At 69.9% G+C, this 24,024-nt stretch carries 22 protein-coding genes; 16 read left to right on the forward strand and 6 right to left on the reverse strand.

Translation table 11 applies throughout. The features are described from left to right. Positions 1-36: 36 nt before the first annotated feature. From KNN16_RS01935 to KNN16_RS01945, 3 genes are all read left to right on the forward strand, one after another. Entirely contained in the window at positions 37-1,209 is a 1,173-nt protein-coding gene (locus KNN16_RS01935; protein ID WP_303898398.1) for a M28 family metallopeptidase, read from the forward strand. Between the two features lie 158 nt (positions 1,210-1,367). Continuing rightward, positions 1,368-3,164: a DNA repair helicase XPB gene (locus tag KNN16_RS01940; protein ID WP_303898399.1), complete on the forward strand. Its 1,797-nt coding sequence runs from the start codon at positions 1,368-1,370 to the stop codon at positions 3,162-3,164. After that, positions 3,142-5,205, forward strand: a complete 2,064-nt coding sequence (locus KNN16_RS01945; protein WP_303898401.1) for a hypothetical protein — start codon at positions 3,142-3,144, stop codon at positions 5,203-5,205. The genes KNN16_RS01940 and KNN16_RS01945 overlap by 23 nt, the downstream gene beginning before the upstream one ends. A gap of 183 nt (positions 5,206-5,388) precedes the next feature. Here KNN16_RS01945 and KNN16_RS01950 read toward each other — a convergent pair whose 3' ends face one another. The 6 genes from KNN16_RS01950 to KNN16_RS01975 are packed head-to-tail and all read right to left on the reverse strand — an operon-like array spanning position 5,389 to position 9,537. Further along, positions 5,389-5,907: a hypothetical protein gene (locus tag KNN16_RS01950; protein ID WP_303898403.1), complete on the reverse strand. Its 519-nt coding sequence runs from the start codon at positions 5,905-5,907 to the stop codon at positions 5,389-5,391. Positions 5,908-5,923: 16 nt separating this feature from the next. Beyond that, positions 5,924-6,133 carry a hypothetical protein gene (locus KNN16_RS01955; protein ID WP_143597538.1) on the reverse strand — a complete coding sequence of 70 codons (210 nt, stop codon included), beginning with the start codon at positions 6,131-6,133 and terminating at the stop codon, positions 5,924-5,926. Continuing rightward, entirely contained in the window at positions 6,052-6,519 is a 468-nt protein-coding gene (locus KNN16_RS01960; protein ID WP_303898405.1) for a hypothetical protein, read from the reverse strand. Before KNN16_RS01960 ends, KNN16_RS01955 begins: the two co-directional genes overlap by 82 nt. A gap of 39 nt (positions 6,520-6,558) precedes the next feature. After that, positions 6,559-7,824: a metallophosphoesterase gene (locus tag KNN16_RS01965; RefSeq protein ID WP_303898407.1), complete on the reverse strand. Its 1,266-nt coding sequence runs from the start codon at positions 7,822-7,824 to the stop codon at positions 6,559-6,561. Next, entirely contained in the window at positions 7,799-8,581 is a 783-nt protein-coding gene (pgeF, locus tag KNN16_RS01970; RefSeq protein ID WP_303898409.1) for a peptidoglycan editing factor PgeF, read from the reverse strand. The genes KNN16_RS01965 and pgeF overlap by 26 nt, the downstream gene beginning before the upstream one ends. Then, positions 8,578-9,537, reverse strand: a complete 960-nt coding sequence (locus tag KNN16_RS01975; protein ID WP_303898411.1) for an alcohol dehydrogenase catalytic domain-containing protein — start codon at positions 9,535-9,537, stop codon at positions 8,578-8,580. The genes pgeF and KNN16_RS01975 overlap by 4 nt, the downstream gene beginning before the upstream one ends. Positions 9,538-10,045: 508 nt before the next feature. On the opposite strand from KNN16_RS01975, the gene mraZ reads away from it, so the two are divergent. From mraZ to KNN16_RS02040, 13 genes are all read left to right on the forward strand, one after another. Beyond that, complete coding sequence (gene mraZ / locus KNN16_RS01980) at positions 10,046-10,540, forward strand: division/cell wall cluster transcriptional repressor MraZ (protein WP_303898413.1); 495 nt, start codon at positions 10,046-10,048, stop codon at positions 10,538-10,540. 37 nt (positions 10,541-10,577) lie between these two features. Next, complete coding sequence (gene rsmH, locus KNN16_RS01985; protein ID WP_299285892.1) at positions 10,578-11,522, forward strand: 16S rRNA (cytosine(1402)-N(4))-methyltransferase RsmH; 945 nt, start codon at positions 10,578-10,580, stop codon at positions 11,520-11,522. Positions 11,523-11,524: 2 nt separating this feature from the next. Continuing rightward, positions 11,525-11,833 carry a hypothetical protein gene (locus KNN16_RS01990; protein WP_303898415.1) on the forward strand — a complete coding sequence of 103 codons (309 nt, stop codon included), beginning with the start codon at positions 11,525-11,527 and terminating at the stop codon, positions 11,831-11,833. Beyond that, positions 11,830-13,587, forward strand: coding sequence for a penicillin-binding protein 2 (locus KNN16_RS01995; RefSeq protein ID WP_303898416.1), 1,758 nt, complete (start codon positions 11,830-11,832; stop codon positions 13,585-13,587). Before KNN16_RS01990 ends, KNN16_RS01995 begins: the two co-directional genes overlap by 4 nt. Positions 13,588-13,624: 37 nt before the next feature. Next, positions 13,625-15,064 (forward strand): UDP-N-acetylmuramoyl-tripeptide--D-alanyl-D-alanine ligase, encoded by a 1,440-nt coding sequence (gene murF, locus KNN16_RS02000; protein WP_303898418.1) that lies wholly within the window; start codon positions 13,625-13,627, stop codon positions 15,062-15,064. Positions 15,065-15,122: 58 nt separating this feature from the next. Next, positions 15,123-16,145, forward strand: a complete 1,023-nt coding sequence (mraY, locus tag KNN16_RS02005; RefSeq protein ID WP_303898420.1) for a phospho-N-acetylmuramoyl-pentapeptide-transferase — start codon at positions 15,123-15,125, stop codon at positions 16,143-16,145. Positions 16,146-16,156: 11 nt separating this feature from the next. Beyond that, positions 16,157-17,533, forward strand: coding sequence for a UDP-N-acetylmuramoyl-L-alanine--D-glutamate ligase (gene murD / locus KNN16_RS02010; RefSeq protein WP_299285878.1), 1,377 nt, complete (start codon positions 16,157-16,159; stop codon positions 17,531-17,533). Continuing rightward, positions 17,530-18,759: an FtsW/RodA/SpoVE family cell cycle protein gene (locus KNN16_RS02015; protein ID WP_299285875.1), complete on the forward strand. Its 1,230-nt coding sequence runs from the start codon at positions 17,530-17,532 to the stop codon at positions 18,757-18,759. Before murD ends, KNN16_RS02015 begins: the two co-directional genes overlap by 4 nt. Beyond that, positions 18,677-19,831 carry an undecaprenyldiphospho-muramoylpentapeptide beta-N-acetylglucosaminyltransferase gene (gene murG, locus KNN16_RS02020; protein ID WP_303898423.1) on the forward strand — a complete coding sequence of 385 codons (1,155 nt, stop codon included), beginning with the start codon at positions 18,677-18,679 and terminating at the stop codon, positions 19,829-19,831. The genes KNN16_RS02015 and murG overlap by 83 nt, the downstream gene beginning before the upstream one ends. Continuing rightward, on the forward strand, positions 19,828-20,352 hold the full coding sequence (locus tag KNN16_RS02025) for a CvpA family protein (RefSeq protein WP_303898424.1): 525 nt from the start codon (positions 19,828-19,830) through the stop codon (positions 20,350-20,352). The genes murG and KNN16_RS02025 overlap by 4 nt, the downstream gene beginning before the upstream one ends. Before the next feature lie 153 nt (positions 20,353-20,505). Next, on the forward strand, positions 20,506-21,885 hold the full coding sequence (gene murC, locus KNN16_RS02030; protein WP_303898426.1) for a UDP-N-acetylmuramate--L-alanine ligase: 1,380 nt from the start codon (positions 20,506-20,508) through the stop codon (positions 21,883-21,885). Then, positions 21,882-22,919: a UDP-N-acetylmuramate dehydrogenase gene (gene murB, locus KNN16_RS02035; RefSeq protein ID WP_299285674.1), complete on the forward strand. Its 1,038-nt coding sequence runs from the start codon at positions 21,882-21,884 to the stop codon at positions 22,917-22,919. The genes murC and murB overlap by 4 nt, the downstream gene beginning before the upstream one ends. After that, positions 22,819-24,018, forward strand: coding sequence for a D-alanine--D-alanine ligase family protein (locus KNN16_RS02040; RefSeq protein ID WP_299285677.1), 1,200 nt, complete (start codon positions 22,819-22,821; stop codon positions 24,016-24,018). Before murB ends, KNN16_RS02040 begins: the two co-directional genes overlap by 101 nt. Positions 24,019-24,024 lie beyond the last annotated feature (6 nt).

Here is a 24,024-nt window from a genome sequence, read left to right on the forward strand (position 1 = left end):
GGAGGCCGTCCCGGGTCGGAGGACGGAGGAACGGCGATGTCCTCCACGATGGAGCATGTGGCGGCCCTGAGCGTGACCATCGGGCCGCGGGGGAGCACCACGGAGGCCGAGCGGGCGGCGGCGGATTACGCAGCGGAGGTCTTCCGGGCGCTGGGCCTCACCCCTTGTGTGGAGCCCTTCGTCAGCGCGACCTCCGCCTGGCGGCCTTACGCCATCGCCACAGGCGGGATGCTGCTCATGGTCCCCCTGTTCTTCCTGGGCGGGCGATGGATCGCCGCCCTCGGGACGTTTCTGCTCATCCTCTGCACCGTCCTGGAACTGACCTTCACCCCGAACCCCCTTCGCCTGCTGGTTCCGAAGGGGAGGAGCCAGAACGTCTACGCCATCCTCCCGCCCGCTGGGCCCGTCCGCCAGCGGGTGATCCTGTGTGGCCATCTGGACACCCATCGCACGCCCTGGGCTTTCTCCTCGCCGCGGGCCCTGGCCCTCTACCGGACGCTGGTGACCCTGGGGTTGCCCGGGGCGGCCGGGATGGGCGTGCTGTTCGGGATCGGAGCCTGGACCGGGGATCCCCGGTGGGGGTGGCCGGCGCTGCTGCCAGCCCTCCTGCTCGCGGCGGTCTTCGCCATGGCGGTGCAGGCGGATCTCACGCCCTACACGCATGGGGCCAACGACAACGCCACCGGGGCGGGGATGGTGCTCGCGCTGGCGGAACGGCTTCGTCGGGAGCCCTTGCGCCACACGGAGGTCTGGGCCCTCTGCACGGGATGTGAGGAGGTGGGAGCCTATGGGGCCGCGGCCTTCGTCCGCCGCCATCGCGACCTGGGCCGCCCGATCTTCATCGTGCTGGATACCGTGGGCGGGCCCGGGAGCGGGCCGTGCGTCCTGGTTCAGGAGACTATGCTGGTTCCCCTTCGCAGCGATCCGGAGTTGCTGGCCCTGGCGGAGGAGGTGGCCCGGTCGTGCCCGGAGCTGGGCGCCTATCGATGGCCGAACTTTCGGGGGGCCTACACGGACGGCGCCCCGGCCGTCCGGGCCGGGTGGCGGGTGCTCACCCTGGTGAACCTGCGGCCGGATGGGGTGCTCCCCCACTGGCACCAGCCTTCGGACGTGTATGAGAACGTGGATCCGGGGGTGGTAGCCCGCACCGAGGCCTTCGTCTGGCAGCTGCTGCAGGCCATCGACCGGCAGGCCATCGCGCGTGGATAAGCCCCTCACCGGGAACATGCGGTCGGGGGCGGGGAAGAGGCGGTTGGCGCCTCCCCCGCCCCCGGTTCGTTAGAGGGAGCCCCTTCTCACGCTCGGATTTGCCGTGTGCTCCTCTTTGAACGAAAATGAAAAGCCTGATCCATGGCGGCGAAAGGCTTATGGCGCTCCGGCCGGAGTTCCCTCTGACGATCCAGGCCGACCGGACGGTCTGGCTGGAGACCCGGCATCCCGGGTATGAGCCGGCCCGGGACGCCCTGGCCCGTTTCGCCGACCTGGAGCGGAGCGCCGGGCCGATCCACGTCTACCGCATCACCCCCCTTTCGATCTGGAACGCCGCCGCCCTGGGCCTCACCGCTGCGGAGATCCTGGAGGACCTCGAACGCTTCAGCGGCGGCCAGGTCCCCGAGGGCTTGCGGGAGGACATCCGGACCTGGATGGCCCGCTACGGCCGGCTCCGCCTGGAGATGGGAAACGGGCGGCTCTGGCTGGTGGCCGACGATCCCGCCTTGCTGGCCTGGGTGCGGGCCCAATCCGTGGTGGCCCCCTTCCTGGCCCCCTCCGGGGAGGCGGAGGCGGACCGGGTGGCGGTGGAGCCCCGGGCCCGCGGCGCCCTCAAGCAGGCCCTCCTCTACCTGGGCTATCCGGTGGAGGATATGGCCGGATACGTGGAGGGCGCCCGCCTGGACCTCCGGTTGCGGTCCACGTCCCGGACCACCGGCGAGCCCTTCCGCCTGCGCCCCTATCAGGAGGAGGCCGTGGAGGCTTTCCTCCGGGCCGGCAGCGGGGTGATCCTGCTCCCCTGCGGGGCGGGCAAAACCATCGTGGGCCTGGGGGTCATGGCCCGGCTGCGCACCGCCACCCTGATCATCGCCACCAGCACGGTGGCCGCCCGCCAGTGGATCACAGAGATCCTGGACAAAACGGATTTGAGCCCCGATCAGGTCGGGGAATACACCGGCCATCGCAAGCAGATCCGTCCGGTCACGGTGGCGACTTACCAGATCCTCACCCATCGCCCCCATCGGGATTTCGAAGAGGACCTCCTCCGCCAGTTCCCGCATTTCCGCCTCTTCAGCGCCCTGGACTGGGGGTTGATCATCTACGATGAGGTGCATCTCCTGCCGGCCCCGGTCTTCCGCATCACCGCCCAGCTCCAGGCCCGTCGGCGCCTGGGTCTGACGGCCACCCTGGTGCGGGAGGATGGGCTGGAGCGGGAGGTGTTCGCCCTCATCGGCCCCAAGCGCTACGAGGCCCCCTGGCGGGAGCTGGAGGCCCGGGGCTGGATCGCTGCGGCCGAGTGCCACGAGATCCGCGTCCCGATGGCCCCGGAGGATCGCCTGCGATATGTGGCCGCGGCGGAAAAGGAGCGCTACCGCCTGGCGGCCACCAACCCGGCCAAGGAGCCGGTGATCCGCCAGCTCCTCGCCCGGCACGAGGAGGACACCGTCCTCATCATCGGGCAGTATCTGGATCAGCTGGAGCGCATCGCCCGCGCCATCCACGCCCCCCTGATCACCGGTCGGACGCCGGTGACGGAGCGGGAGCGGCTCTTCGATCAGCTCCGCCGCGGGGAGATCCGCCGCCTGGTGGTCTCCCGCGTGGGCAATTTCGCCATCGACCTCCCCGACGCCAACGTGCTGATCCAGGTCTCCGGCACCTTCGGCTCGCGCCAGGAGGAAGCCCAGCGATTGGGACGGATCCTGCGGCCCAAGCGGAATGGGATCCTGGCCCACTTCTACACCCTGGTCACCCGCGACACGGTGGATCAGGACTACGCCGCCCGGCGCCAGCTGTTCTTGGTCGAACAGGGGTATCGCTACGAGATCCTGGAGGCCGAGGAGCTCTCGCATTACCACCCGGCCGTGGTCGATGTCGCCGCCTGGCCTCGGGCCCTCCCCCCGCAGATGTCCGCCGGGAACGGATCCTCCCCCGATGGATCTGGATCGTCTGCTTGACCTCCTTCCCCATCCGGTTCGCGTGGAGGCCTTCCGCCTGTGGGCCTCCGGGGCTGTGCACCTGCGGGCGCTGGATCCGGAGGTGTGGATCGCCGGCATCTCCACGGAGTCGCGAGCGATGGAGACGCGCTGGCGACGTCCGGGCTCGGAGGAGGCGCTGGCCCCCGAGGCGTTGCGGATCCGGGGTTGCGGATGCCGGTCGGCGAAACCCTGCGCCCACGAAGGGGCGGCCTGGCTGGCCCTGCTGTTCGATGGGGGAGGGTTGCCCGAGGAGGCGCGGGCGGAGCTCCAACGTCTGGAGGCCCAGCTGGAGCCGCAGACCGCCCTCGAGCTGCTGCGCCTGGCCCGGCGCCGCCGCTGGGCCCTGCCCCGCGGGCGCAAGCCGGAGCTGGTGCGGCGCCTGGCCGCCCGGCTCAGCGTCTACTACCGGCTGGGGCTGTGGCGGGAGGAGCTGGACCCGGAGCTGGAGCGCTTGCTCGGGCTGATCCGCCTGCTCGGCAAGGAGCGGGTGGACCCGGAGGAGCTGGAAGCCCGCTGGATGCGCTGGGCCGAAGGGGATCGCTCGACCTTCCGGGCCGTGTGGCGTCGGGCCATCCAGCAGGGCCTGCTGATCCCCTGCGCCCTGGGCCACGATGGGCGGCCGCGCCCCCATGCCCATCTGCCGGCCACCCTCCCGCTCTCCAGGCTTCCGCTCCCCGTGTTCCCGGCCACGGTCTATCGCAGCTTTCCTCCTGAACAGACGGTCGCGGCGCCGCCCCTCCGGCCGCTCCTGGAGGAAGCCCGCCGCTGGTGGGTCCTGCGGCCGCCCGCCCGGATCCTCCGCGTTCATCCCCAGGCGCATCGCTTTCCCTGGTTATGGGGATGGCCCCACGATCCCGAGGAGGTAGAAGCGCTCCTCGCCCGCCATGCCGGATCGCCCCCTCCCTACGAATGGCTGACGGTCCCGGCGGAGGAGTTCGATCCCCGCGCCATCGAGGCGCTGGGGGAGCGCATGGGGTTGCCGTGGGAGGGTGCCGCCTTCATCGCCGAGATCCTCTGGCGTCTCTCCGGCGAGGGCTCGGGGGAAGCGTTCCCCTTCGCTCCGGGCATCGGGGAGGAGGATCCCGTCGCCCGCTGGTGGGAGATCTGGCGGAGCGGGGCGACGCGCTTTGAGATCGCCTGGCTTCGACGTCGGGACCCCACGGTCCGGCTGGTGCGATCCCTGGGGTGGATGGGGGGGATCGAGCAGCTTTACTACGAGTGGGGACGGGGCCGGCAGGCCCTCATCGAGTTGCTGGCCACCCTGCCGGATGAATGGGTGGACTGGACGGATCTGGTCCGGGCGGTGGAGGCCGCCCAGCCGCCCGGCTTCGCGGAGGACCGGCTGGATCAGCCCTGGCGGTTGGTTCGAGGCCGGCCGGCCCGGGAGCCGGTCCCCGTCGCCGAGCATCTGCGCGCCTATCTGGAGGGGACGTTGTTCTGGCTGGGGGCGGTGGCCCTGGCGTATGAGGGGGGATCGCTTCGGGCCTTCCGTCTGACCGCTCAGGGGCGTCGCTGGATCCGGGGAGAGCGCCCTGGGGTGGAGGAGCCGGAGTCGCTTCCGGAGACCCGATGGCTGGACGAGCGGACGTGGTCGGTGCGGCCGGGGCCGGAGGCGGCGCCGCTGCTCTGGCTTTCGGGTCGGATCGGCCGGCCGATGGGCTCCCCGTTCGTTTTCGCCCTGGACGAGGAGCGCATCGCTGCGGTGTTCCGGGAGGGCTATCGCCCGGAGGAGATCCTGTCGCGCTTCGAGGCCTGCGGCCTGCCGCCCACGGCCGCGCTGCGAACGGCCCTGGAACGGGTGTGGGACAGCATGCGGCGGGTCCAGGTGTTTGAGGAGGTCACCATCCTGGAGGCGGAGGACGTGTGGACCCTGCAGGAGCTGCTCGCGGCCACCGGGCTGGGATCGGCCATCCGGGGCTGGCTCGCCCCCCACATCGTGGTCATCGAGGAGGCCGCCCTCGAGCGGCTGCTGAAAGAGCTCCGGGATCGGGGATATTTCCCCACGGTGGTGGAGGGTTGATCCACGGTTGTTGTAGGAAGGGCTTTCGCCCCGAACCTCCTGTCTTCAAGATCCCGAAGGCCGCGGATGAAGCCGCCCTCACAACCCCGAGCCTTGTGCCTTTGATGGCGTGAGGGTCGCTTCCTGTGGTCGGTGGCCGAAACGAATTTCGGCCTGCAGCGGCGCAGGTCGCGGCTCCTATGGTCAACGGAGGGCCCGCATTCGTTCCGCCCGCTGATCCCAGGCGGCCTCCAGGGCCTGAAGGGGTTGCTCCAGCCCCCGCAGAGCCGGAGAAAGGTCCGCGCTCCCTTCCACGGCTTGCTCCAGGGCCTCCACGGCCTTCGGGAGCTCCTCGGCTCGCTCCAGGAGCTCCGCGTCGAACCGGTAGAGGGCCTCCAGCTCCGCCTCCTCGATGCGGAGGGCGTCGAAGAAGCCGGCGTAACCATAGCTTGCCGTGCGAATGCGGTCGGCGAGGGTCTGGAGGCGACGGACGAGACGGTCCAGCTCCTCCACCCGGGAGAGATCCCGGTCGGCCAGGCGACGCTGGGCCCGGAGCAGCCGGTCGGCGGCCTCCCGAAGCCGCCGGCTGAGGGCCTCCCGGAGGAGGCGGTCAGCGTCCCGCCGCAGCTCCTTCTCCTTGTATCCCGCGTAGCCCGGGAGGGCGCGCAGCCATCGCTCCAGGGCCGGCCGGTTCGCTTTCACCCGTTCCAGGATCTCATCCATCGTCGCCTCCCGACGCTTACGCCCTTCGCCCCTTGCCCTCCGCCATCTCGACGATCTGGCGGAGCAGGGTGACCAGGGTGACGGCGCTCTGGACCAGGGCGGCTGGGGAGGGGCGGGCGTCCCCGCCGCGCTCCCGTCGGGCCTTCAGGTAAAGATAGGCGGCCAGCACCCCGAAGAGCGCCCCCAGCAAACCCCCGATGAACAACCCCCATCGATCGCGGCGCACCGATGATCCTCCCCGTGAAGAGGGTCCTTCATCGCCTCTATGATAGCCCAGGTCGCCCTCCCGGGTTGCGGGATCCACGAGCCTCCGGGAGGGCACTCCTCGTAGTCCACCTGTTGCAGTTCAACCCGGGGGGCCCAGAGCCAGAACCAGACATGGGTGCGCTGGCACATGGCGCCCTGCGGGTTCCGAAAGGGGGCGGTGCGGGAGAGGGCCAGGCCCGTTCCCTCCCGCTCCCGGATCAACCACATGCGATAGCGATCGGATCCCAGCTGCCATCGGAGATCCCCGCGGGCGGCCAGGGTCCCGATCAGGCAGATCCCGCAGCCCACCCCTGCGACGGCCAGGGCCAGAAGCACGGAGAGGGCCGTCTCAATCCGTTGCCGCATGGCGGTCCCTCCGAAGGAGCATAAGGGGATGGAGATCTTTCACGCCTCATCCCCCTGGAGGTGGATCAGCACGAGCTCGGGAGGGCACATCAAGCGCATGCGGGGCATCCCCAGGCCCTCCATCCCCAACCCCCGGCTCACATACATGGTGGTTCCCCCACGCCGATACAGCCCCATCTCGTAGCGCTTGCCGTAGATGGAGGCCGTGACCAGCGCGCCGATCCCCGGGAGGCGGATCTGACCCCCATGGGTGTGGCCGCACAGGTAAAGGTCGATCCCCAGGGCGCTGGCCTCCGGGAAAAGATCCGGGGAGTGATAGAGCAGGACGGTTACGGCCTGAGGGGGAACCTGGCGCATCAGCTCCCGCAGGCGCCGGCCATCCTCCTCCGGGTCGTGGGTGCAGGTGAGGCCGATCAGGCAGATCTGGGGGCCCGCATGGGCCAGCTGGCCGAACCGGGCGATCTGATCGTCCAGCCAGGTGATGTGGGTGAAGCCGAACAGGATCCGCCGCACGACCTCCGGCGGGTCCACCAGCGGCGTGCCCGTCACCAGGTAAACCCCCAGCGGGGCCTGCAGGGCCTCCAGGAAGCGGCTGCACTGCGCCTGGGCGATGGGATCGCGGACGTAGCTCAGGTTCAGGAGATCACCCGTGAAGACGATGAGATCGGGATCCAGCTGCTCCGCCCAGCGGAGCACCTCCTGCTCCCGCCGCGTCAGACGCTCCAGGTGGAGATCGGTGAGGTGAAGGATGCGCAGCGGGGGCATCCCCTGGAGCTTGGGGGAAGCGATGACCAGCTCCGTCAGGGTGAGGCGGAAGGGCTCCCGATACAGGGCGTTCAGCAGGTTGCCGGTGAAGGCCAGGTGGCCGATGAGGGCCAGGCTGGCCGCCCAGGGGGAGGGGTGCAACGGGAGCGGGCTCAGGCTCAGGAAGAGACGGAACAGGCTGAAGGCCAGGAAGGGCGGCTTGGGAGGGCCGAAGGAATAGCCCCGGCGGGGGAGGCCGATCAGCATCGCCGCGTCGCCGGCGGCGAAGGCCAGGAAGAGCCCGGCGGCTACCGCGCCGGCCATCCAGGAGCGATAGACCTCCTCCCACGCCAGCCCCACCCCGCCGCTTAGGGCCAGCGTCCAGAGGCCCACGAGGCCCCACGGCAGGCGCTCCAGTCGGTCCAGGAAAACCATGAATCGATGAAAGGGGCTCTCCTCCGTCCCGGGACGGAACCGGCGGCGCCGGACCGGGACCGGGGCGGTCTCGCGGATCGGCGCGGGGGAAGGGGTTCCCTTAGGGGTTTCGGATCCAGACCCCAAAGCGTCCCGTCCTTCCGTGTTCCGCACGGTGGGAGAACCAGAGCCCGGTGTGGCACGCGGTGCAGATCCCGGCGGTGATCACGGCGGGCACGCCCAGGCGTCGCAGATGAAGGCGGACCGCCTCCGGAAGATCCAGGTGCCAGGTGCCGTTCCGGCGGCGCAACAGGAGGGCAGGGCCCAGCCGGGGGCTCAGGGCCTCGATGACCTCAGGGCCGACAGCGTAGCAGCAGCCCCCGATGCCGGGACCCAGGGCGGCGTGGAGGGCCGAGGGTCCGCGGCCCAGATGCCGCTCGAAGGCCTCCAGGGCGGACTCCAGGATGCCGGCCGCGAGGCCTCGCCAGCCCACATGCACCAGGCCCACCGCCGGGAGATCCGGATCGGCGAGCAGAACCGGGATGCAATCGGCGAACCGCATGAACAGGGCGAGCCCCCGCTCCGCCGTGATCAACCCGTCCACGCCTTCGAGGGCCGCTCCACCATACCGGGCGTCCACGACGAGGACCCGGTTCCCGTGGACCAGCCAGGCGGTGACGGTCTCTTCGGGTCGCAGGCCGGCCGCGGCGAAGGCCCGTCTGAGGTTCTCCGCCACGGCGGCGGGATCATCGCCCACCGAGTGGCTGAGGTTCAGGGAAGCGAAAGGCGGCGCGCTGACCCCGCCCCGGCGCGTCAGAAAACCGTGGGGGATCTCCCCCCACGGGGGATCCGCGAACCGATAGAAAAGGATCGATCCGTTGCGGATCGCTTCCCAGCGCGTCATAGGGAAACTTCCAGCAGGACCTTCAGCACTCCCTTGCGGGCGGCGTGCTCGAAGGCCTTGTCGGCCTCCTGCAGGGGGTAACGGGCGTGGATCAGCGGCTGGACGTCCACCAGCCCCTGGCGCAGGAGCCGGAGGGCCGGCTCGAAAGGACCGCAACGGGATCCGATCACCGCCACCTCGTCCACAGCAACCATGGTGAGGTTGGTTTCGACGGTGCCGTGATAGGTGCTCTTCAGCACCAGAGTCCCCCGGGGGCGCACCCAGCGGCGGGCCAGATGAAAGCCTTCGGGGGAGCCGGTGCATTCCACCACCACATCGGCGGAGAGCTCGCCTGCGTCCTCCACGTGGGCCACCGGGATCCCGCGTCGGGCCAGCAGCGCCAGCTTGTTCGGGTTCCGGCCCACGACGAGCAGGTCGCAGCCGGTGAGCTGCAGGACCTGGGCGACGAGGTTGCCCAGCTTGCCGTCGCCCAGCACCACCACCCGATCCGTGGGGTGGATGTGGATCTGCTCGGGGATCTCCAGGGCGGCGGCCAGGGGCTCGACGAACACGGCGGCTTCATCCGGGATCTCGGGGGGCACCTCGTGCAGGTTCACCACCGGCAGGAGGAGATACTCCGCGAAGGCCCCATCCCGCCCGGAGATGCCCAGGGTCGTCCGGTTCGGGCAGTGGGTGGGCCGTCCGGCGCGGCACGTGGGGCAGACGCCGCAGGCGGCGTTGATCTCACCCACCACCCGCTTCCCCACCCACTCCGGATGATCCGGGGCCTCTTCGACGACGCCGACGAACTCATGGCCGGGCACGCCGCGGAAGTTCAGATAACCCCGCATCAGCTCCAGGTCGGTGTTGCAGATGCCGGCCAGCTTCACCCGGATCCGCGCCTCCCCGGGCGGCGGGGAAGGGATGGGATAGTCCCGCCGGATCTCCAGGCCACGGTTCAGGTAGACGGCCCACATGAACGCTCCTCCCGCTCAGGGAGATGACCCCCGAGGCGTCCGCCGCCGGAAACCGCCTTCGGGCTTCTGATTTTCCCCTCTATTTTAATCGAAACGAACGCCTGCCGCTTTTCCTCGCTCTCTGCGGGTGTGTCCCCAGATCGTAGGACAACTGCTCGCAGTGGTCCTGCAACGCGGCCAGGCCCGACAAAATCGGGGCACACCTCTCTCCGCTCCATCCGGATGGGATGGAACTTCGGACGCCGGCAGGCGCCCTTCCCCATCCACCGGCGCAGCGAGAGGGGAGCAGGTGGCCTCTGCCCCTCTCCAACTCATTCGGGGACATGAGCCTTCGCGCTTCCCATCCGCGGATGGCTCCCTCGCCCCCTCCTCGACGTCGGGCGCGCCCCGAGCGGCCCCGCATATCCCAGATAACCCAAACGCTCCGTTAAGGTTTCCCAAATCCCTTGTGCAGGTGGGGCGGATTCATATAATGGAGGCGTAGAGTGGGGAGAAGTGGAGGAGAGTGGTGGGGACGAGAGGGCGGCGCAAGGCGGAAGCGGAGCGGCCGGTGGCTTCCCCGGGGGAGACCCCGATGTTCCTGGGGGAATACCGGCATGGGATCGACGCGAAGGGACGGATGTTTCTCCCGGCGCGCTATCGCCCCTTTTTTGCGGCGGGGGCGGTGCTGACCCGGGGCCTGGAGCCCTGCCTGTATCTGTTCACGCTCCCGGAGTGGCACCGCGTCGCGGAGCGAATCCGCCAGCTGCCCCTGACCGCCCCCGAGGCGCGGGAGTGGCGCCGTTTCTTCTTCGGAGGGGCTTTCGATGTGGTCCCCGACGAGCAGGGCCGCATCCTCATCCCGGCCTCCCTCCGGGCCTACGCCGGCCTGGAAGGTCAGGCGGTCATCGTCGGGGTTCATACCTACCTGGAGATCTGGTCCCCGTCCGCGTGGCAGGAGATCCTGGAGCGCTTTCAGAACGGCCGCATCCCGCCCGAGCACTGGATCGGGTTGCAGGTGTAGCGGATCGGATCCGGCGGAATCCCTGAGCAGCGGCACGATGCACATCCCGGTTCTGTTGCGCGAGGTGCTGGAGGGATTGCAGGTCCGCCCGGGCGGCGTCTACATCGATGCCACCGTGGGCGGCGGAGGACACGCCGCAGCCATCCTGGAGCGCTCCGCGCCGGATGGCCGCCTGCTGGGGATCGATCGGGACCCGGAGGTGCTGGAGCGGGCGCGGGAGCGCCTGCGCCCCTTCGGCGAACGCGCGGTCCTGGTCCACGGCTCTTACGCGGAGCTGCGGCGGATCGCGGTGCGCTATGACTTCCTGGAGGTCGACGGGATCCTGTTCGACCTGGGGCTCTCGTCGTGGCAGCTCTCGGATCCCCATCGGGGGTTCAGCTTTCAGATCGAGGGTCCCCTGGACATGCGCTACGACCCGGGCCATGGGATCCCGGCGGCGGAGATCGTGAACCGGTGGCCGGAGAAGCAGCTGGCGGAGGTGATCCGGCGCTATGGGGAGGAGCGCTTCGCCCGGCGCATCGCCCGGGCCATCGTGCGAAACCGGCCCATCCGCACCACCACGGAGCTGGCGGAGCTGATCGCGCGGGTGGTCGGGCGCGGACGGGAGGATCAGCATCCGGCGACGCGGACGTTCCTGGCCCTGCGGATCGCCGTCAACGAGGAGCTGCAGGCGCTGGAGCAGGCCCTCCCCCAGGCGGTCTCCCTGCTCCGGCCCGGAGGGCGCCTGGCGGTGATCGCCTTCCATTCCCTGGAGGATCGCATCGTGAAGACGTTCTTTCAGCGCGAATCCCGGGATTGCCTCTGCCCGCCGCAGGTCCCGGTTTGCACGTGCGGGCATCGGGCCACCCTGCGCCTGGTGACCCGCAAGCCCATCCGTCCATCCGAGGAGGAGGTCCAGATCAACCCGCGGGCGCGCAGCGCGCGCCTGCGCATCGCCGAGCGACTGGAAGATCCCACACGAATCGTTCGCGGTGTGCCTTGACGATGAGCCGCCGACGACGGGTGTTGCTGACAACAGTGGGGGGGATCCTGTTCATCGCGGCCTTCTCCCTTCTGTTCACGCTGCTCTCCACGGCTGCGGTGGAACAGGGGCAGATCGTTCAGCAGCTCAGCGAGGTCCGGGCGGCGCTGGAGCGGGAGAACGCGGCCATGGAGGAGATCATCGCCCGGGAGAGCGCGATCCCACGCCTGGTGGAGCGGGCCCGTGCGATGGGCTTCCTCCCGGGGGAGGGCGCTCCGGCGCTCCCCCTTTCCCTGCCGGCGCCGCGCCCGACGCCGGGGATGCGGCCATGAGGGAGGTCCCGCCCACCCTGCGCTGGCAGCCGGCCGCGTTCGCCCTCGCCCTGATCCTGGGGCTGGTGGTGGCCCGGCTGATCCATTTGTCGTTTTATGCGCCGGGGGGGCTCCTCGGGGTTCAGACGCTGGAGCTCCGCCTGGAGGCCCGCCGCGGCCGTATCCTGGATCGGAGAGAGGCGGTGCTGGCCCTGGATGTCCCGCGTTATCAGGTCGTCCTGGAATATCGCCCCATCGCCTATGGGGGGGATCCGGAACGGCGGGCGGCGTGGCTGCGCCGGGTGGATGAGGTTCTGAGCCCGCTGCTGGGTTTCTCCGTTCAGGAGGCCGCCCGGAGCTGGCCCGATACCTGGTGGCAGCTCCCGATCGCCCGGGAGGTGCCGGAGGACCTTGCCCGGGTGATCGCCCGTCGCATTGAGGAGGCCGGGCTGCGGGGGGTCCGGGTGACACCTTACTGGAAGCGGATTTACCCGGAGGGCGCATTGCTCGGCCCGGTGACGGGCTTCGTCGTCTTCGGGTCGGACGCCCGAGGTGTGGAGGGACGGCGAGGGGCCAGCGGGGTGGAGCGGGCTTATGATGGAGTGCTGAGCGGGAGAGCGGTGATCCTGCGGGTGCCGGTGGACGCCGAGGGGCGCCCCCTGCCGCTGGAGGAGGCGGCCCTGGAGGAGCCGGAGCCCGGCGGGGACGTGGTCCTCACGCTGGACCGAACGATCCAGGCGGTGGTGGCGGAGGAGCTGGCCCGGGGCCTTCAGGAGAGCGGAGCCCAGCGCGGGGACGCTCTGGTCCTGCGCCCGCGCACCGGGGAGATCCTGGCCATGGTCAGCCTGCCCGCCTTCGATCCCAACGCGCCGGAGACCCTGGAGCGCAACGCGCGCAATCCGATCGTCCAGGATCTGTATGAGCCGGGCTCGGTCTTCAAGATCCTGACGATGGCGGCCGCCCTGGAGGCCGGCGTCGTCCGCCCGGAGACCCGCTATATGGATCAGGGGTGCGTGGAGTTCGGAGGGGCCCCGATCTGCAACTGGGATCAGGATCGCTATCCCGGAGGGCGGGGCTGGCTGGATATGACCGAGCTGCTGATCTACTCCCGCAACGTGGGCGCTGCGTATCTGGTCCGCCTTCTGGGCCCGGAGCGCTTCTACGCGGCGCTGCATGCCTTCGGGATCGGGGAACCAACCGATGTGGATCTGCCCTATGAGATGGCGGGTCAGCTCCGGGCCTATGGGGACCCGGATTGGCGGGAGGCGGACCTGGGGCGTCAGTCCTTCGGCCAGGCGGTGTCCGTGACCCCGTTGCAGATGGCGGTGGCCGTCTCCGCGGTGGCCAACGACGGCCTGATCATGCGGCCCTTCATCGTGCGGGAGCTCCGAACCGCCCAGGGGATCCAGCGCGTCGAGCCCCGGGTCCGGCGGCGGGCCATCTCGGCTGAGACAGCGCGGACCCTGCGGGAGATGCTCGCGGCGGTGATCGAACGGGAGGCGGTGAAGGCCCGGGTGCCGGGCTACCGGATGGCGGGCAAGACCGGGACGGCGCAGATCCCCACGCCGGTGGGCTACGATCCCCGGGACACCATCGCCTCGTTCGTGGGGTTCGGCCCGGTGGAGGATCCCCAGGTGCTGATCCTGGTGAAGCTGGATCGGCCCCGGCGTTCCCCCTGGGGCTCGGAGGAAGCCGCTCCGGTCTTCGCCCGGATCGCGGCGCGGATCCTCCCGATTTTAGGGATCCCGCCCTCGGGCTCCCCGGAGGGCCGGTGATCCCGGATCCCGGCCAGCACGTTCAGGAGCATGGGGGATGGCGGAGAACAGCGGAATACGTGTGGCGGTTCAGGGGATGACCCTGGCGGATCTGGCGGAGGCCCTGAGCGGGCGGCGTCCTCCCTGGGAGATCCCGATCCGCCATGTGTCCATCGACTCCCGGGTCTGCGGGGAGGGGGATGTGTTCATCGCCCTGCCGGGGGAGCGGACCGACGGCCATCGCTATGTCGGGGACGCCTTCCAGCGCGGGGCGATCGCCGCCCTGGTCCATCAGGAGGTGTCCGAGGGGGCGATGCAGGTGGACCTGGAGCGAGGGCCCTGGCCGGAGTCCCTGGAGCTCCCGGTGTGCTTTCGGGTCTCGCGGACCCTGGAGGCCCTCCACCGGTGGGCGGGATGGTGGCGGGCGCGCTTCCCGGTGCGGGTGATCGGGATCACGGGGAGCGTGGGGAAGACCAGCACGAAGGAGCTGACCTGGGCTGTGCTCTCCCGGCGTTATGAGACGTTGAAGAGCGAAGGGAACTTAAACAGCGAGATCGGCCTGCCCCTGATGTTGCTCCGGCTGACGCCGCGCCATCAGCGGGCGGTGCTGGAGATGGGGATGTATGCGCGGGGGGAGATCGCGGCCCTTTGCGCCATCGCCCGCCCCATCGTGGGCGTGGTCACCATGGTGGGCCCGGTCCACCTGGAGCGCCTGGGGAGCATGGAGGCCATCGCGGCGGCCAAGGCCGAGCTGGTGGAGGCCCTGCCCGAGGATGGGGTAGCCGTCCTCAATCGGGACGATCCTTACGTGCGGGAGATGGCGGGGCGGACCCGGGCGCGGGTGTTCTTTTACGGGCTGGATCCGGAGGCGGACCTGTGGGCGGATGAGATCGTGAGCGAAGGGCTGGAGGGGATCCGCTTCGATCTTCATTATCGGGGAGAGACCTTCCGGCGGGTGCGGGTCTCCCTGCTGGGCCGGCACAGCGTGCACACCGCCCTGCGGGCGATCGCCGTGGGGATCCTGGAGGGGTTGACCTGGGATGAGATCTTCGCCGGCCTGCGGGACCCGCGGGCGCAGTTGCGCCTGGTGGCGGTGCCCGGGCTGAACGGTTCGATCCTCCTGGACGACACTTACAATGCCAGCCCGCCGTCGATGCTGGCCGCGCTGAACCTGCTGGCTGAGCTGGAGGGCCGCAAGATCGCGGTGCTGGGGGACATGCTGGAGCTGGGGGCGTATGAGGTCGAGGGACACCGGCTGGTGGGCGGGCGAGCGGGGACGGTGGTGGACCTCCTGATCACCGTGGGGCCTCGGGCGCGCATCATCGCCCGGGAGGCGATGGCGGTAGGCCTGCCGGCGGACCGGGTGTGGGTCTGCGACTCGAACGCCGAGGCCATCGAGATCCTCCGCCGCATCCTGAAGCCCGGCGATGTGGTCCTGGTGAAGGGCTCCCGGGGCCTGCGCATGGAGGAGATCGTGAACGCCCTGTGTGAGGGATGAAGGAAGGCGGCGGGGTTGCCGGCCCGTCGGTCTCATTCCCGCTGGACAAGGAGGTCGAGTGGCGCAGGCGCTGTTCATGGGCGGTCTGTCCTTCCTGCTGGCGGTGATCTGGGGGCCGCCGCTGATCCGCTGGCTGCGAGCCAACGGGGTCGGGAAGAAGATCCGGATCGAGGGGCCGCGCACGCATCAGGTGAAGGTGGGGACGCCCACCATGGGCGGCCTGATGATCGTGTTGCCGGTGGTGATCATGACCCTCGTCCTGAACCTTGGGAACCTGATCGCCAACACCGCGGCCGGACGGGCGTTCCTGCGTCAGATGGGCTGGGCAGGGGATCAGTTGATCGGGCGATCGATCCTGGTGCCGGTGGCGGCGATGCTGGCCTTCGGGGCCCTGGGGGCAGTGGACGACTGGATGGGCACGCGGGGGGGCAATGGGTTGCTGGCCCGCCACAAGTTCCCGATCCAGATCGTCCTGGGGGCCGCGCTGGCGCTGGTGCTGCACTTCGGGATGGGCCTGCGCAGCATGGCCATCCCCACGGTGCCCCAGAAGATCGACATCGGGTTGCTTTACTTGCCCATCGCCGTGTTCATCATCGTGGGCTCGGCCAACGCGATCAACCTCACCGATGGGCTGGATGGCCTGGCGGGGATCATCACGGCCACGTCGTTCATCGCCTACGGGGTGATCGCCTATCTCCAGGGCCAGATCTATCTGGCCACCTTCGCCTTCATCGTGGTGGGGGCCTGCATGGCCTTCCTGTGGTTCAACGCGCACCCGGCCCAGCTGTTCATGGGGGATGTGGGCTCCCAGGCCCTGGGGGCCACCCTGGGGGTGGTGGCGTTGATGACCGGGCAGTGGCTGCTGTTGCCGGTGATCGCCCTCATCCCGGTGGCCGAGACCCTCTCGGTCATCCTGCAGGTGGCTTACTTCAAGTGGACGAAGGGGAAGCGCCTGTTCCGGATGAGTCCGCTTCATCATCACTTCGAGCTGCTGGGCTGGTCGGAGACCCAGGTGGTGCAGCGGTTCTGGCTCATCGCCATCTGGTCGGCGATGATCGGCGTGGCCCTGGCGTTGCTGTGAGGTGAGATCGGATGCGGGAGCTCAAGGGCGCGCGGGTGGTCATCCTGGGGCTGGGCCGGCAGGGCACGGCCCTGGCCCGCTGGCTGGTGCGGCAGGGCGCCGAGGTCACGGTGAGCGATCGGCAGCCCGCCGAGCGCCTGGGGAGGTTCCTCCAGGCCCTGGAGGGTCTGCCGGTGCGTTATGTGCTGGGGGACCATCCCCTCTCTCTGCTGGAGGGCTGCGACCTCCTCTGTCTGAGCGGGGGAGTCCCTCTGGACATCCCCATCGTCCAGGAGGCCGTCCGGCGGGGGATCCCCCTGGCCAACGACGCCCAGCTGTTTCTGGAGCGGTGCCGGGGGTGGACGGCGGGGATCACCGGCACCTCGGGGAAGACGACGACGACTGCCCTGGTGGGGGCGATGTGCCAGGCGGCGGGCTTCCGCACCTGGGTGGGCGGCAACATCGGCAATCCCCTCATCGAGTTCGTGGAGGAGATCGGTCCGGAGGACCGCGTGATCCTGGAGCTGTCCAGCTTCCAGCTGGAGATCATGACGGTCAGCCCGCGGGTGGCGGCGGTGCTGAACATCGCGCCCAACCATCTGGACCGTCACAAGACCATGGAAGCTTACATCGCGGCCAAGCAGCGCATCCTGGACTTCCAGGACGTTGAGGACGTGGCGGTTCTGGGGTATGACGACCCGAACGCCCGGTCCCTGGCGGCGGCGGTGCGGGGGCGGCTGCGGTTCTTCAGCCGCGAGCGGGAGGTGGCGCGGGGAGCGTTCCTGCGGGAGGGAACCCTCTTCTTGCGCTTGGGCTCCGAGGCCTGGCCGATCTGTCGCGTGGAGGAGGTGCGTTTGCGGGGCCGTCATAATCTGTGGAACGTCCTGGCGGCGGCGGCCGTGGCGGGCAGCCTGGGCGCGGACATCGGCGCCATCCGGGAGGCCGTCCTCACGTTCTCCGGGGTGCCGCACCGGCTGGAGCGGGTGCGGGAGGTGCGGGGCGTGCTCTATGTGAACGACTCGATCGCCACCACGCCGGAGCGGGTTCGGGTGGCCCTGGAGGCCTTTGAGGAGCCCATCGTGCTGCTGGCAGGCGGGCGGGATAAAGGTCTCCCCTGGGAGGAGACGGCGGAGGTCATCGCCCGCCGGGTTCGCGTGCTGATCGCCTTCGGGGAGCTGGGGGATCGCATCGTGGAGGCCGCCCGGGCGGCCCGCGCCCGGGTGGACGGGGTGGTTCTGGAGCATCTCGAGCGGGTGGCCACCCTGGAGGAGGCGGTGGCCCGGGCGGCCGGGCTGGCCCGGCCGGGAGAGGTAGTGCTCCTCTCCCCCGGGGGAACCAGCTTCGACGCCTATCGGGATTTCGAGGAGCGCGGCATGCATTTCCGTCAGCTGGTGGAGGCGCTGTCATGATCGCTGCGCGAAGAAGGTGGCATGACCTGGCGATCGCTCGAAGCAGGCTTCCGGCCTCGCCGCTTCCCCTCACGCCCCTGGAGCTGGGGTTGCTCGTCGTGCTCGCCGTGCTGGTGCTCTTCGGCCTGTTGCTGGTTTACAGCGCGACCTACTACCTGGCGCGGCACGCCTTCGAGGATCCCTTCTATTTCGTCCGGCGCCAGGCGGTGGCGGCCCTCCTGGGGATCGTTGGCCTCCTCGTTCTCTGGCGGATGGACTACCACCGCCTGCAGCGGCTCTCCATCCCCCTGATGGCCATCGGCGTGCTTTCCCTGATCGCCGTGCTGATCTTCGGGGAGGACCGGCTGGGGGCCCGGCGCGCCTTCTCCGGGGGCTCCTTCCAGCCTTCGGAGTTCGTCAAGCCGATCCTCATCCTCTATCTGGCGACCTGGCTGCCCACCAAAGGGGAGCGGCTGCGGGAGTTCCATCGGGGGTTCATCCCCTTCCTGCTGGTGCTGGGCCTGGCGGTGATCCCGATCTTCCTGCAGCCGGATCTGGGGACAGGGTTGTTGATCGGGCTGGTGGCCGCCTGGATGTTCATCGCCTCCGGCGCCACGGTGCTCCAGATCCTCGCCGGGGTGGTCCTGGGGGCCGGAGCGTTCGCAGGGCTCATCGCCGTGCATCCCCACGCCATGGCCCGGCTTTCCGGTTATCTGCAGATCCTGCAGGGGACGGGCGGGGCCGGCTCCCATCTGGGGGCGGTATGGGAGGCCATCCGCTCCGGCGGGCTGTTCGGGAAAGGGCCCGGGGCGATCGGGTATACCCTGAGCGGACAGGTGCCGCTGCCGCATTCCGACAGCGCCTTTGCGGTGGTGGGGGAGGCCTTCGGGTTCGTCGGAGTGATGCTGCTCATCCTTATGCTCACCACCTGGGTGATCCTGGGGTTCATCACGACAAGCCGCGCCCCGGACACGTTTGGGGGGCTGCTGGCCCTGGGGGTAACCCTGTGGATTGCCTGGCAGGGGTTGATTAACCTGGGCGGGCTGACCGGCGTGCTCCCGTTCACAGGGCTCCCGTTGCCGTTCATCAGTTACGGCGGATCCGCGTTGCTCAGCGAGCTCATCGGGGCGGGGATCCTGCTCAGCGTGGCCAGGAGGATACGGGATGCGAATCTGGATCGCCGCGGGGGGGACCGGCGGGCACATCTACCCGGCGCTGGCCGTCGTCGAGGCGCTGCAGGACGTTGAGCCGGACCTGGAGGTGATCTGGGTTGGCACGCCGGAGGGAATGGAGGCCCGGCTGATCCCATCCCGGGGCTTTGCGTTCCTCCCGGTGGAGGCCGGCGGGGTATACGGGCTGGGGCCTCGAGGGGCCCTGCGGGGGCTGTGGCGGATCGCCCGGGGGGTTCGGCAGGCGTGGCAGGCGATGGCCCGGCAGCGCCCGCAGGTTCTCTTCACCACCGGGGGCTTCGCCGCCGTCCCGGCCGCCCTGGCAGCGGCCCGGGCCGGGGTTCCCATCCTGGTGTATCTGCCGGACCTGGAGCCGGGGATGGCGGTGCGGTTGCTCACGCGCCTGGCCGCCCACGTGGCCGTGACGGTCCCGGAAGCCCAGCCCTTTTTCCGGGGACGACCGGTGACGGTCACGGGGTATCCGGTGCGGCGCCACCTGATGGCGGCGGCGCGGGATCGGGAGGCGGCCCGTCGGCGCGGCCGCGCCCGCTGGGGGTTTGCGGAGGACCTCCCGGTGGTGCTGGTGTTCGGAGGCAGCCGTGGGGCGCGCCGGCTGAACCGGGCGGTGGATCGACATCTGGAGGCGCTGGTGATGGAGGCCCAGGTGCTGCACCTCACCGGGCCGGCGGACCTCGAGCGCATGCAGGCGCGGCGGGCGGCGCTGCCTTCAGAGGTCCGGGCGCGTTATCAGCCGGTCGCGTATCTGGAGGAAGAGATGGGGGAGGCGCTGGCGATGGCGGACCTGGCCGTCTGTCGGGCGGGGGCTTCGACCCTGGGAGAGCTCCCGCTGTTCGGGCTGCCGGCGGTGCTGGTGCCCTATCCCTACGTGCGGCGCCATCAGGAGCGCAACGCCGCCTATCTCGTCCGCCATGGAGGCGCGGTGAGGATCCCCGATGAGGAGATCGAGGAACGGCTGGGAGAGGTGGTGCGGACGCTGCTCCAGGATCCGGACCGTCTGCTGGGGATGCGCCGGAGCATGGCAGCTCTGGCCCGCCCGGAGGCAGCGGAGCGGCTGGCCGCGCTGGTGCAGCGTCTGGCCGCTCCCACCCCATATCCGGAAAAGCGCCCGGCGCAGGGGAGGGCGGGATGATCGCGCTGCATGCTGTCTTCTGGGCTTTCGTCATCGTGTTCGCGTTGATCGGCGCCCTGCGGGGGGTGGCGAAAGAGATCCTGGTCAGCACTTCCATCGTGGGGGTGATGTTCCTGTTCAGCCTGCTGCAGCAGTTCGCCCCCGCGATCTGGGAGTCCCTCACCCGGGATCCCGCCACCGGCTTCTTCGCCGAGACCATCGCCATCGCCCTGGCGGCGATCTTCGGCTACGCCGGCCCGGCCCTCTCGGTGCAGCTGGCCGGACGGGCCAAGCGGGAGAAAGGCGTGGAGATCATCGCCGGCTTCGCCGCCGGCGCCATCAACGGGTGGCTGATCGCCGGATCGATCCTGTTCTTCCTGCACCGTGCCGGCTACCCGTTCCCGGAGGTGATCCAGCCCCCGGCGCCCACCAGCCCGGTCCTCGACCTGCTCGGCTGGATGCCACCGGCGGTGATCAAACCGCCGCTGCTCTACTTCGCGGTGGTCATCGTCTTGTTTATGCTGTTGATCTTCTACCTTTGAGCAAATTATTGTAGGAGCGGCTTTCGCCGCGACCCTTGCGCCACCGAAGGCGCAAGGCTCTGGGCTACAGGGGGCGGCCTTCATCCGTGACCTTTGGGGTCTCAAAGACGGAAAGTTCGGGGCTAAAGCCCCTCCTACAAAAAGAGGATGAAAATGTTCTCTTTGCGACCGGGCATGGCTTTTCATCTGATCGGGATCGGGGGGGCCGGGCTCTCGGCCCTGGCCATCGTGCTGCATGAGGCCGGCTACCGGGTGAGCGGGTGCGACCGGGCCTCCTCGCCGTTTGTGGAGACCCTCCGCGCCCTCGGCGTCCCGGTCCACATCGGCCATGACCCCGCCCATGTGGGGGAGGCGGAGGTGCTGGTGCGGTCCTCCGCTGTGCCGGCGGACCACCCGGAGGTCCGCGCCGCCGAGGCGCAGGGACGACCGGTGGTGAAACGGGAGGCGGTGATCGGGGCCCTGATGGCGGATCGTTGGGGGATCGCCATCGCCGGCAGCCACGGGAAAACCACCACCACAGGGATGATCGCCTGGATCGCCATGGCCGCCGGGCGGGATCCCACCTTCATCGTCGGCGGGCTGATCCACGGGCTGGGCCGCAACGCCCGAGCCGGGCGGGGGGATCTCTTCATCGTGGAGGCCGACGAATACGACCGGATGTTCCTGGGCCTCCGACCCCGCATCGCGGTGGTGACGACCATCGAGCACGATCATCCGGACTGTTATCCGACGCCGGAGGCGTTCTTTGAGGCCTTTCAGGCCTTTGCGGAGCAGGTGCCGCCGGAGGGGCTCCTGGTGATCTGTCATGCGGATCCCGAGGCGCGGCGCCTGGCCGATCTTCTGGAGCGCCAGGGCCGACGGGTGATCCGATACGGATGGGGGCCGCCAGCCCACTGGTGGGCGCGCCCCCTCGCGGTGGATCGCTTCGAGCTCTTCCGCGAGGGCCGGGAGGCCGGCGTCCTGAGCCTCCCGGTCCCCGGCCACCATCACGGGCTGAACGCCCTGGCCGCCCTCGCCGTCGCGGAGGCCGTGGGGATCCCGTTGGAGACGGCGCGGGAGGCCCTGAGCCGGTTCCCCGGGACCGCCCGGCGCTTCGAGGTGAAGGGGGAAGTGCGGGGCGTGCGGGTCATCGATGATTACGCGCACCATCCGGGGGAGATCCGGGCCACTCTCCGGGCGGCCCGCGCCCGTTATCCCGGCCGCTCCCTGTGGGTGGTCTTCCAGCCGCACACCTACAGCCGAACCCGGGCCCTGCTGGAGGAGTTCGCGGCCGCGTTCGAGGATGCGGATCACGTCCTCCTGCTCCCCATCTACGCCGCCCGGGAGACGGACACCCTGGGGGTGCGCAGCGAGGACATCCTGCGGCGGATGACCCATTCGGACGCCCAATGCGTCCCGGATTTCGAGGCCGCGGTGGACTTCCTGCGTCGCCATGTGCGGCCGGGGGATGTGGTGCTGACGCTGGGGGCCGGCGACGTCTATCGGGTAGGGGAGCGTTTGCTGGAAGCGCTGAAGGCTTCGGAGGAAGGATGATGTCACGCCCGATGGCCCTCCCCGGCGAGGCGTTGACCACGGTCCTCCGGCGATGGGGGTTGACGCTCCAGCGAGGGGTCCCGCTGGCCCGCTTCACCACCGCCCGCATCGGCGGGCCCGCCGACGCCCTAGTGATCGTGGAGGAGGTCCCGGCGCTGGCGGAGGTGGTCCGGGCGGCCTGGGCCGATGGGATCCCGGTGACCCTGCTGGGGGGTGGATCGAACGTGCTGGTCTCCGATCGCGGGGTGCGGGGGCTGGTGGTGGTGAACCGGGCGCGGGATCTGCGCTTCGAGCGGGATGGGCGGGTGTGGGCGGCTTCCGGCGCCGCGCTCTCGACGCTCGCCCGGCTGTGCGCCGAGCGGGGATGGGCCGGCCTGGAGTGGGGCGTGGGGATCCCCGGCACGGTGGGTGGCGCGGTGGTGGGGAACGCCGGGGCCCACGGAGGCGACATCGCGGGCTGCCTGGAATCGGTGGAGCTGCTGCTGCCGGAGGGGGAAGTCGTGACATGGTCGGCGGCTCAGCTGGAGCTGGGGTATCGCACCAGCCGGCTGAAGACGTGGCCTCATCCCCGACGGCCGGTGGTCCTAACAGCCCGCTTCGCCCTCCGCCCGGCGGACCCGGAGGTCCTGCTGGAGCGCATCGCCGCCTTTCACGCCTATCGCCGGCGCACCCAGCCCGGAGGCGCCAGCATCGGCTCCATGTTCCGCAACCCGCCCGGGGATTATGCCGGCCGCCTGATCGAGGCCGCCGGGCTGAAGGGCGCTCGATGCGGGGGCGTGGTGATCTCTCCCCTGCATGCGAATTTCTTCATCAACGAAGGGAACGGCACCGCGGCGGATGTGCGGGCCTTGATGGCCGAGGCGCAACGCCGCGTGTGGGAGCGGTTCGGCGTCCTCCTGGAGCCGGAGATCGAGATGATCGGGGAGTGGGAAGATGAAACGGCGGATCCGTGTGGGGGTGCTCTTCGGCGGGAGGTCGGGGGAGCACGAGGTGAGCCTCCTGTCGGCCCAGTCGGTCATCCGGGCGCTGGATAAGACCAAATACGAGGTCATCCCCATCGGCATCACGAAAGAGGGCCGCTGGCTGACCCGGGGGGATCCGATGAAAGCCTTGACCGGCGGTGCCGTAACCATGGCCGACCTGATCGGAACGGAGCCGGTGGTGGAGCCGGAGTCGGCGGCTCCCCTCGCCCGCGCCGAGCGCCGCGAGCTCATCCCGGGGGTGCACGCCGATGGCATCCCGCAGGTGGACGTGATCTTCCCCGTGCTGCATGGACCCTTCGGGGAAGATGGCACCATCCAGGGCTTGCTGGAGCTGGCGGACATTCCCTACGTCGGGGCAGGGGTGTTGGCCTCGGCGGTGGGGATGGATAAGGTGGCGATGAAGGACATCTTCCGGGCCCACGGCCTGCCCGTGGCCCGTTACATCGTGGTCTTCCGACGGGAGTGGGAGCGGGATCCGGAGGGCGTGATGGAGCGGGTGGAGCGGGAGATCGGCTTCCCCTGTTTTGTGAAGCCCGCCTGCCTGGGATCCAGCGTCGGCGTCTCGAAGGTGAAGCGGCGGGAGGAGCTGCCGGCGGCCCTGGCCGAGGCGGCCCGCTATGGGCGCAAGATGCTGGTGGAGCGGGCCATCCCATCTCCCCGGGAGATCGAGGTGAGCGTGCTGGGGAACGAGGACCCCATCGCCTCCGTCCCCGGGGAGGTGATCCCGGCGGGGGAGTTCTACGACTACGCGGCGAAATACCTGGACGACCGCACGCAGCTGGTGATCCCCGCTCCCCTGGAGGAGGAGTTAGCGGAGCGCGTCCGCGCCCTGGCCATCGCGGCCTTCCGGGCCATCGACGCCTGCGGCATGGCGCGGGTGGACTTCCTGCTCTCCCGGGAGACCGGGGAGCTGGTGGTGAACGAGATCAACACCATCCCGGGCTTCACGGCGGTCAGCATGTATCCGCGCCTGTGGGAGGCCAGCGGGTTGCCGTATCCGGCGTTGCTGGACCGGTTGATCGAGCTGGCCCTGGAGCGCTACGCCGATCGCCGGCGGGACGCCATCTCCTATGAGGGGTTGACATGGCTTTCCGCTCTTCACGATCGCCGCGCGCGGGAAGAAGACGACGGCGGACCCTCCACGCGGTGAGCCCGG

It is taken from the genome of Thermoflexus hugenholtzii (assembly GCF_018771565.1).
Lineage (GTDB): Bacteria > Chloroflexota > Anaerolineae > Thermoflexales > Thermoflexaceae > Thermoflexus > Thermoflexus hugenholtzii_A.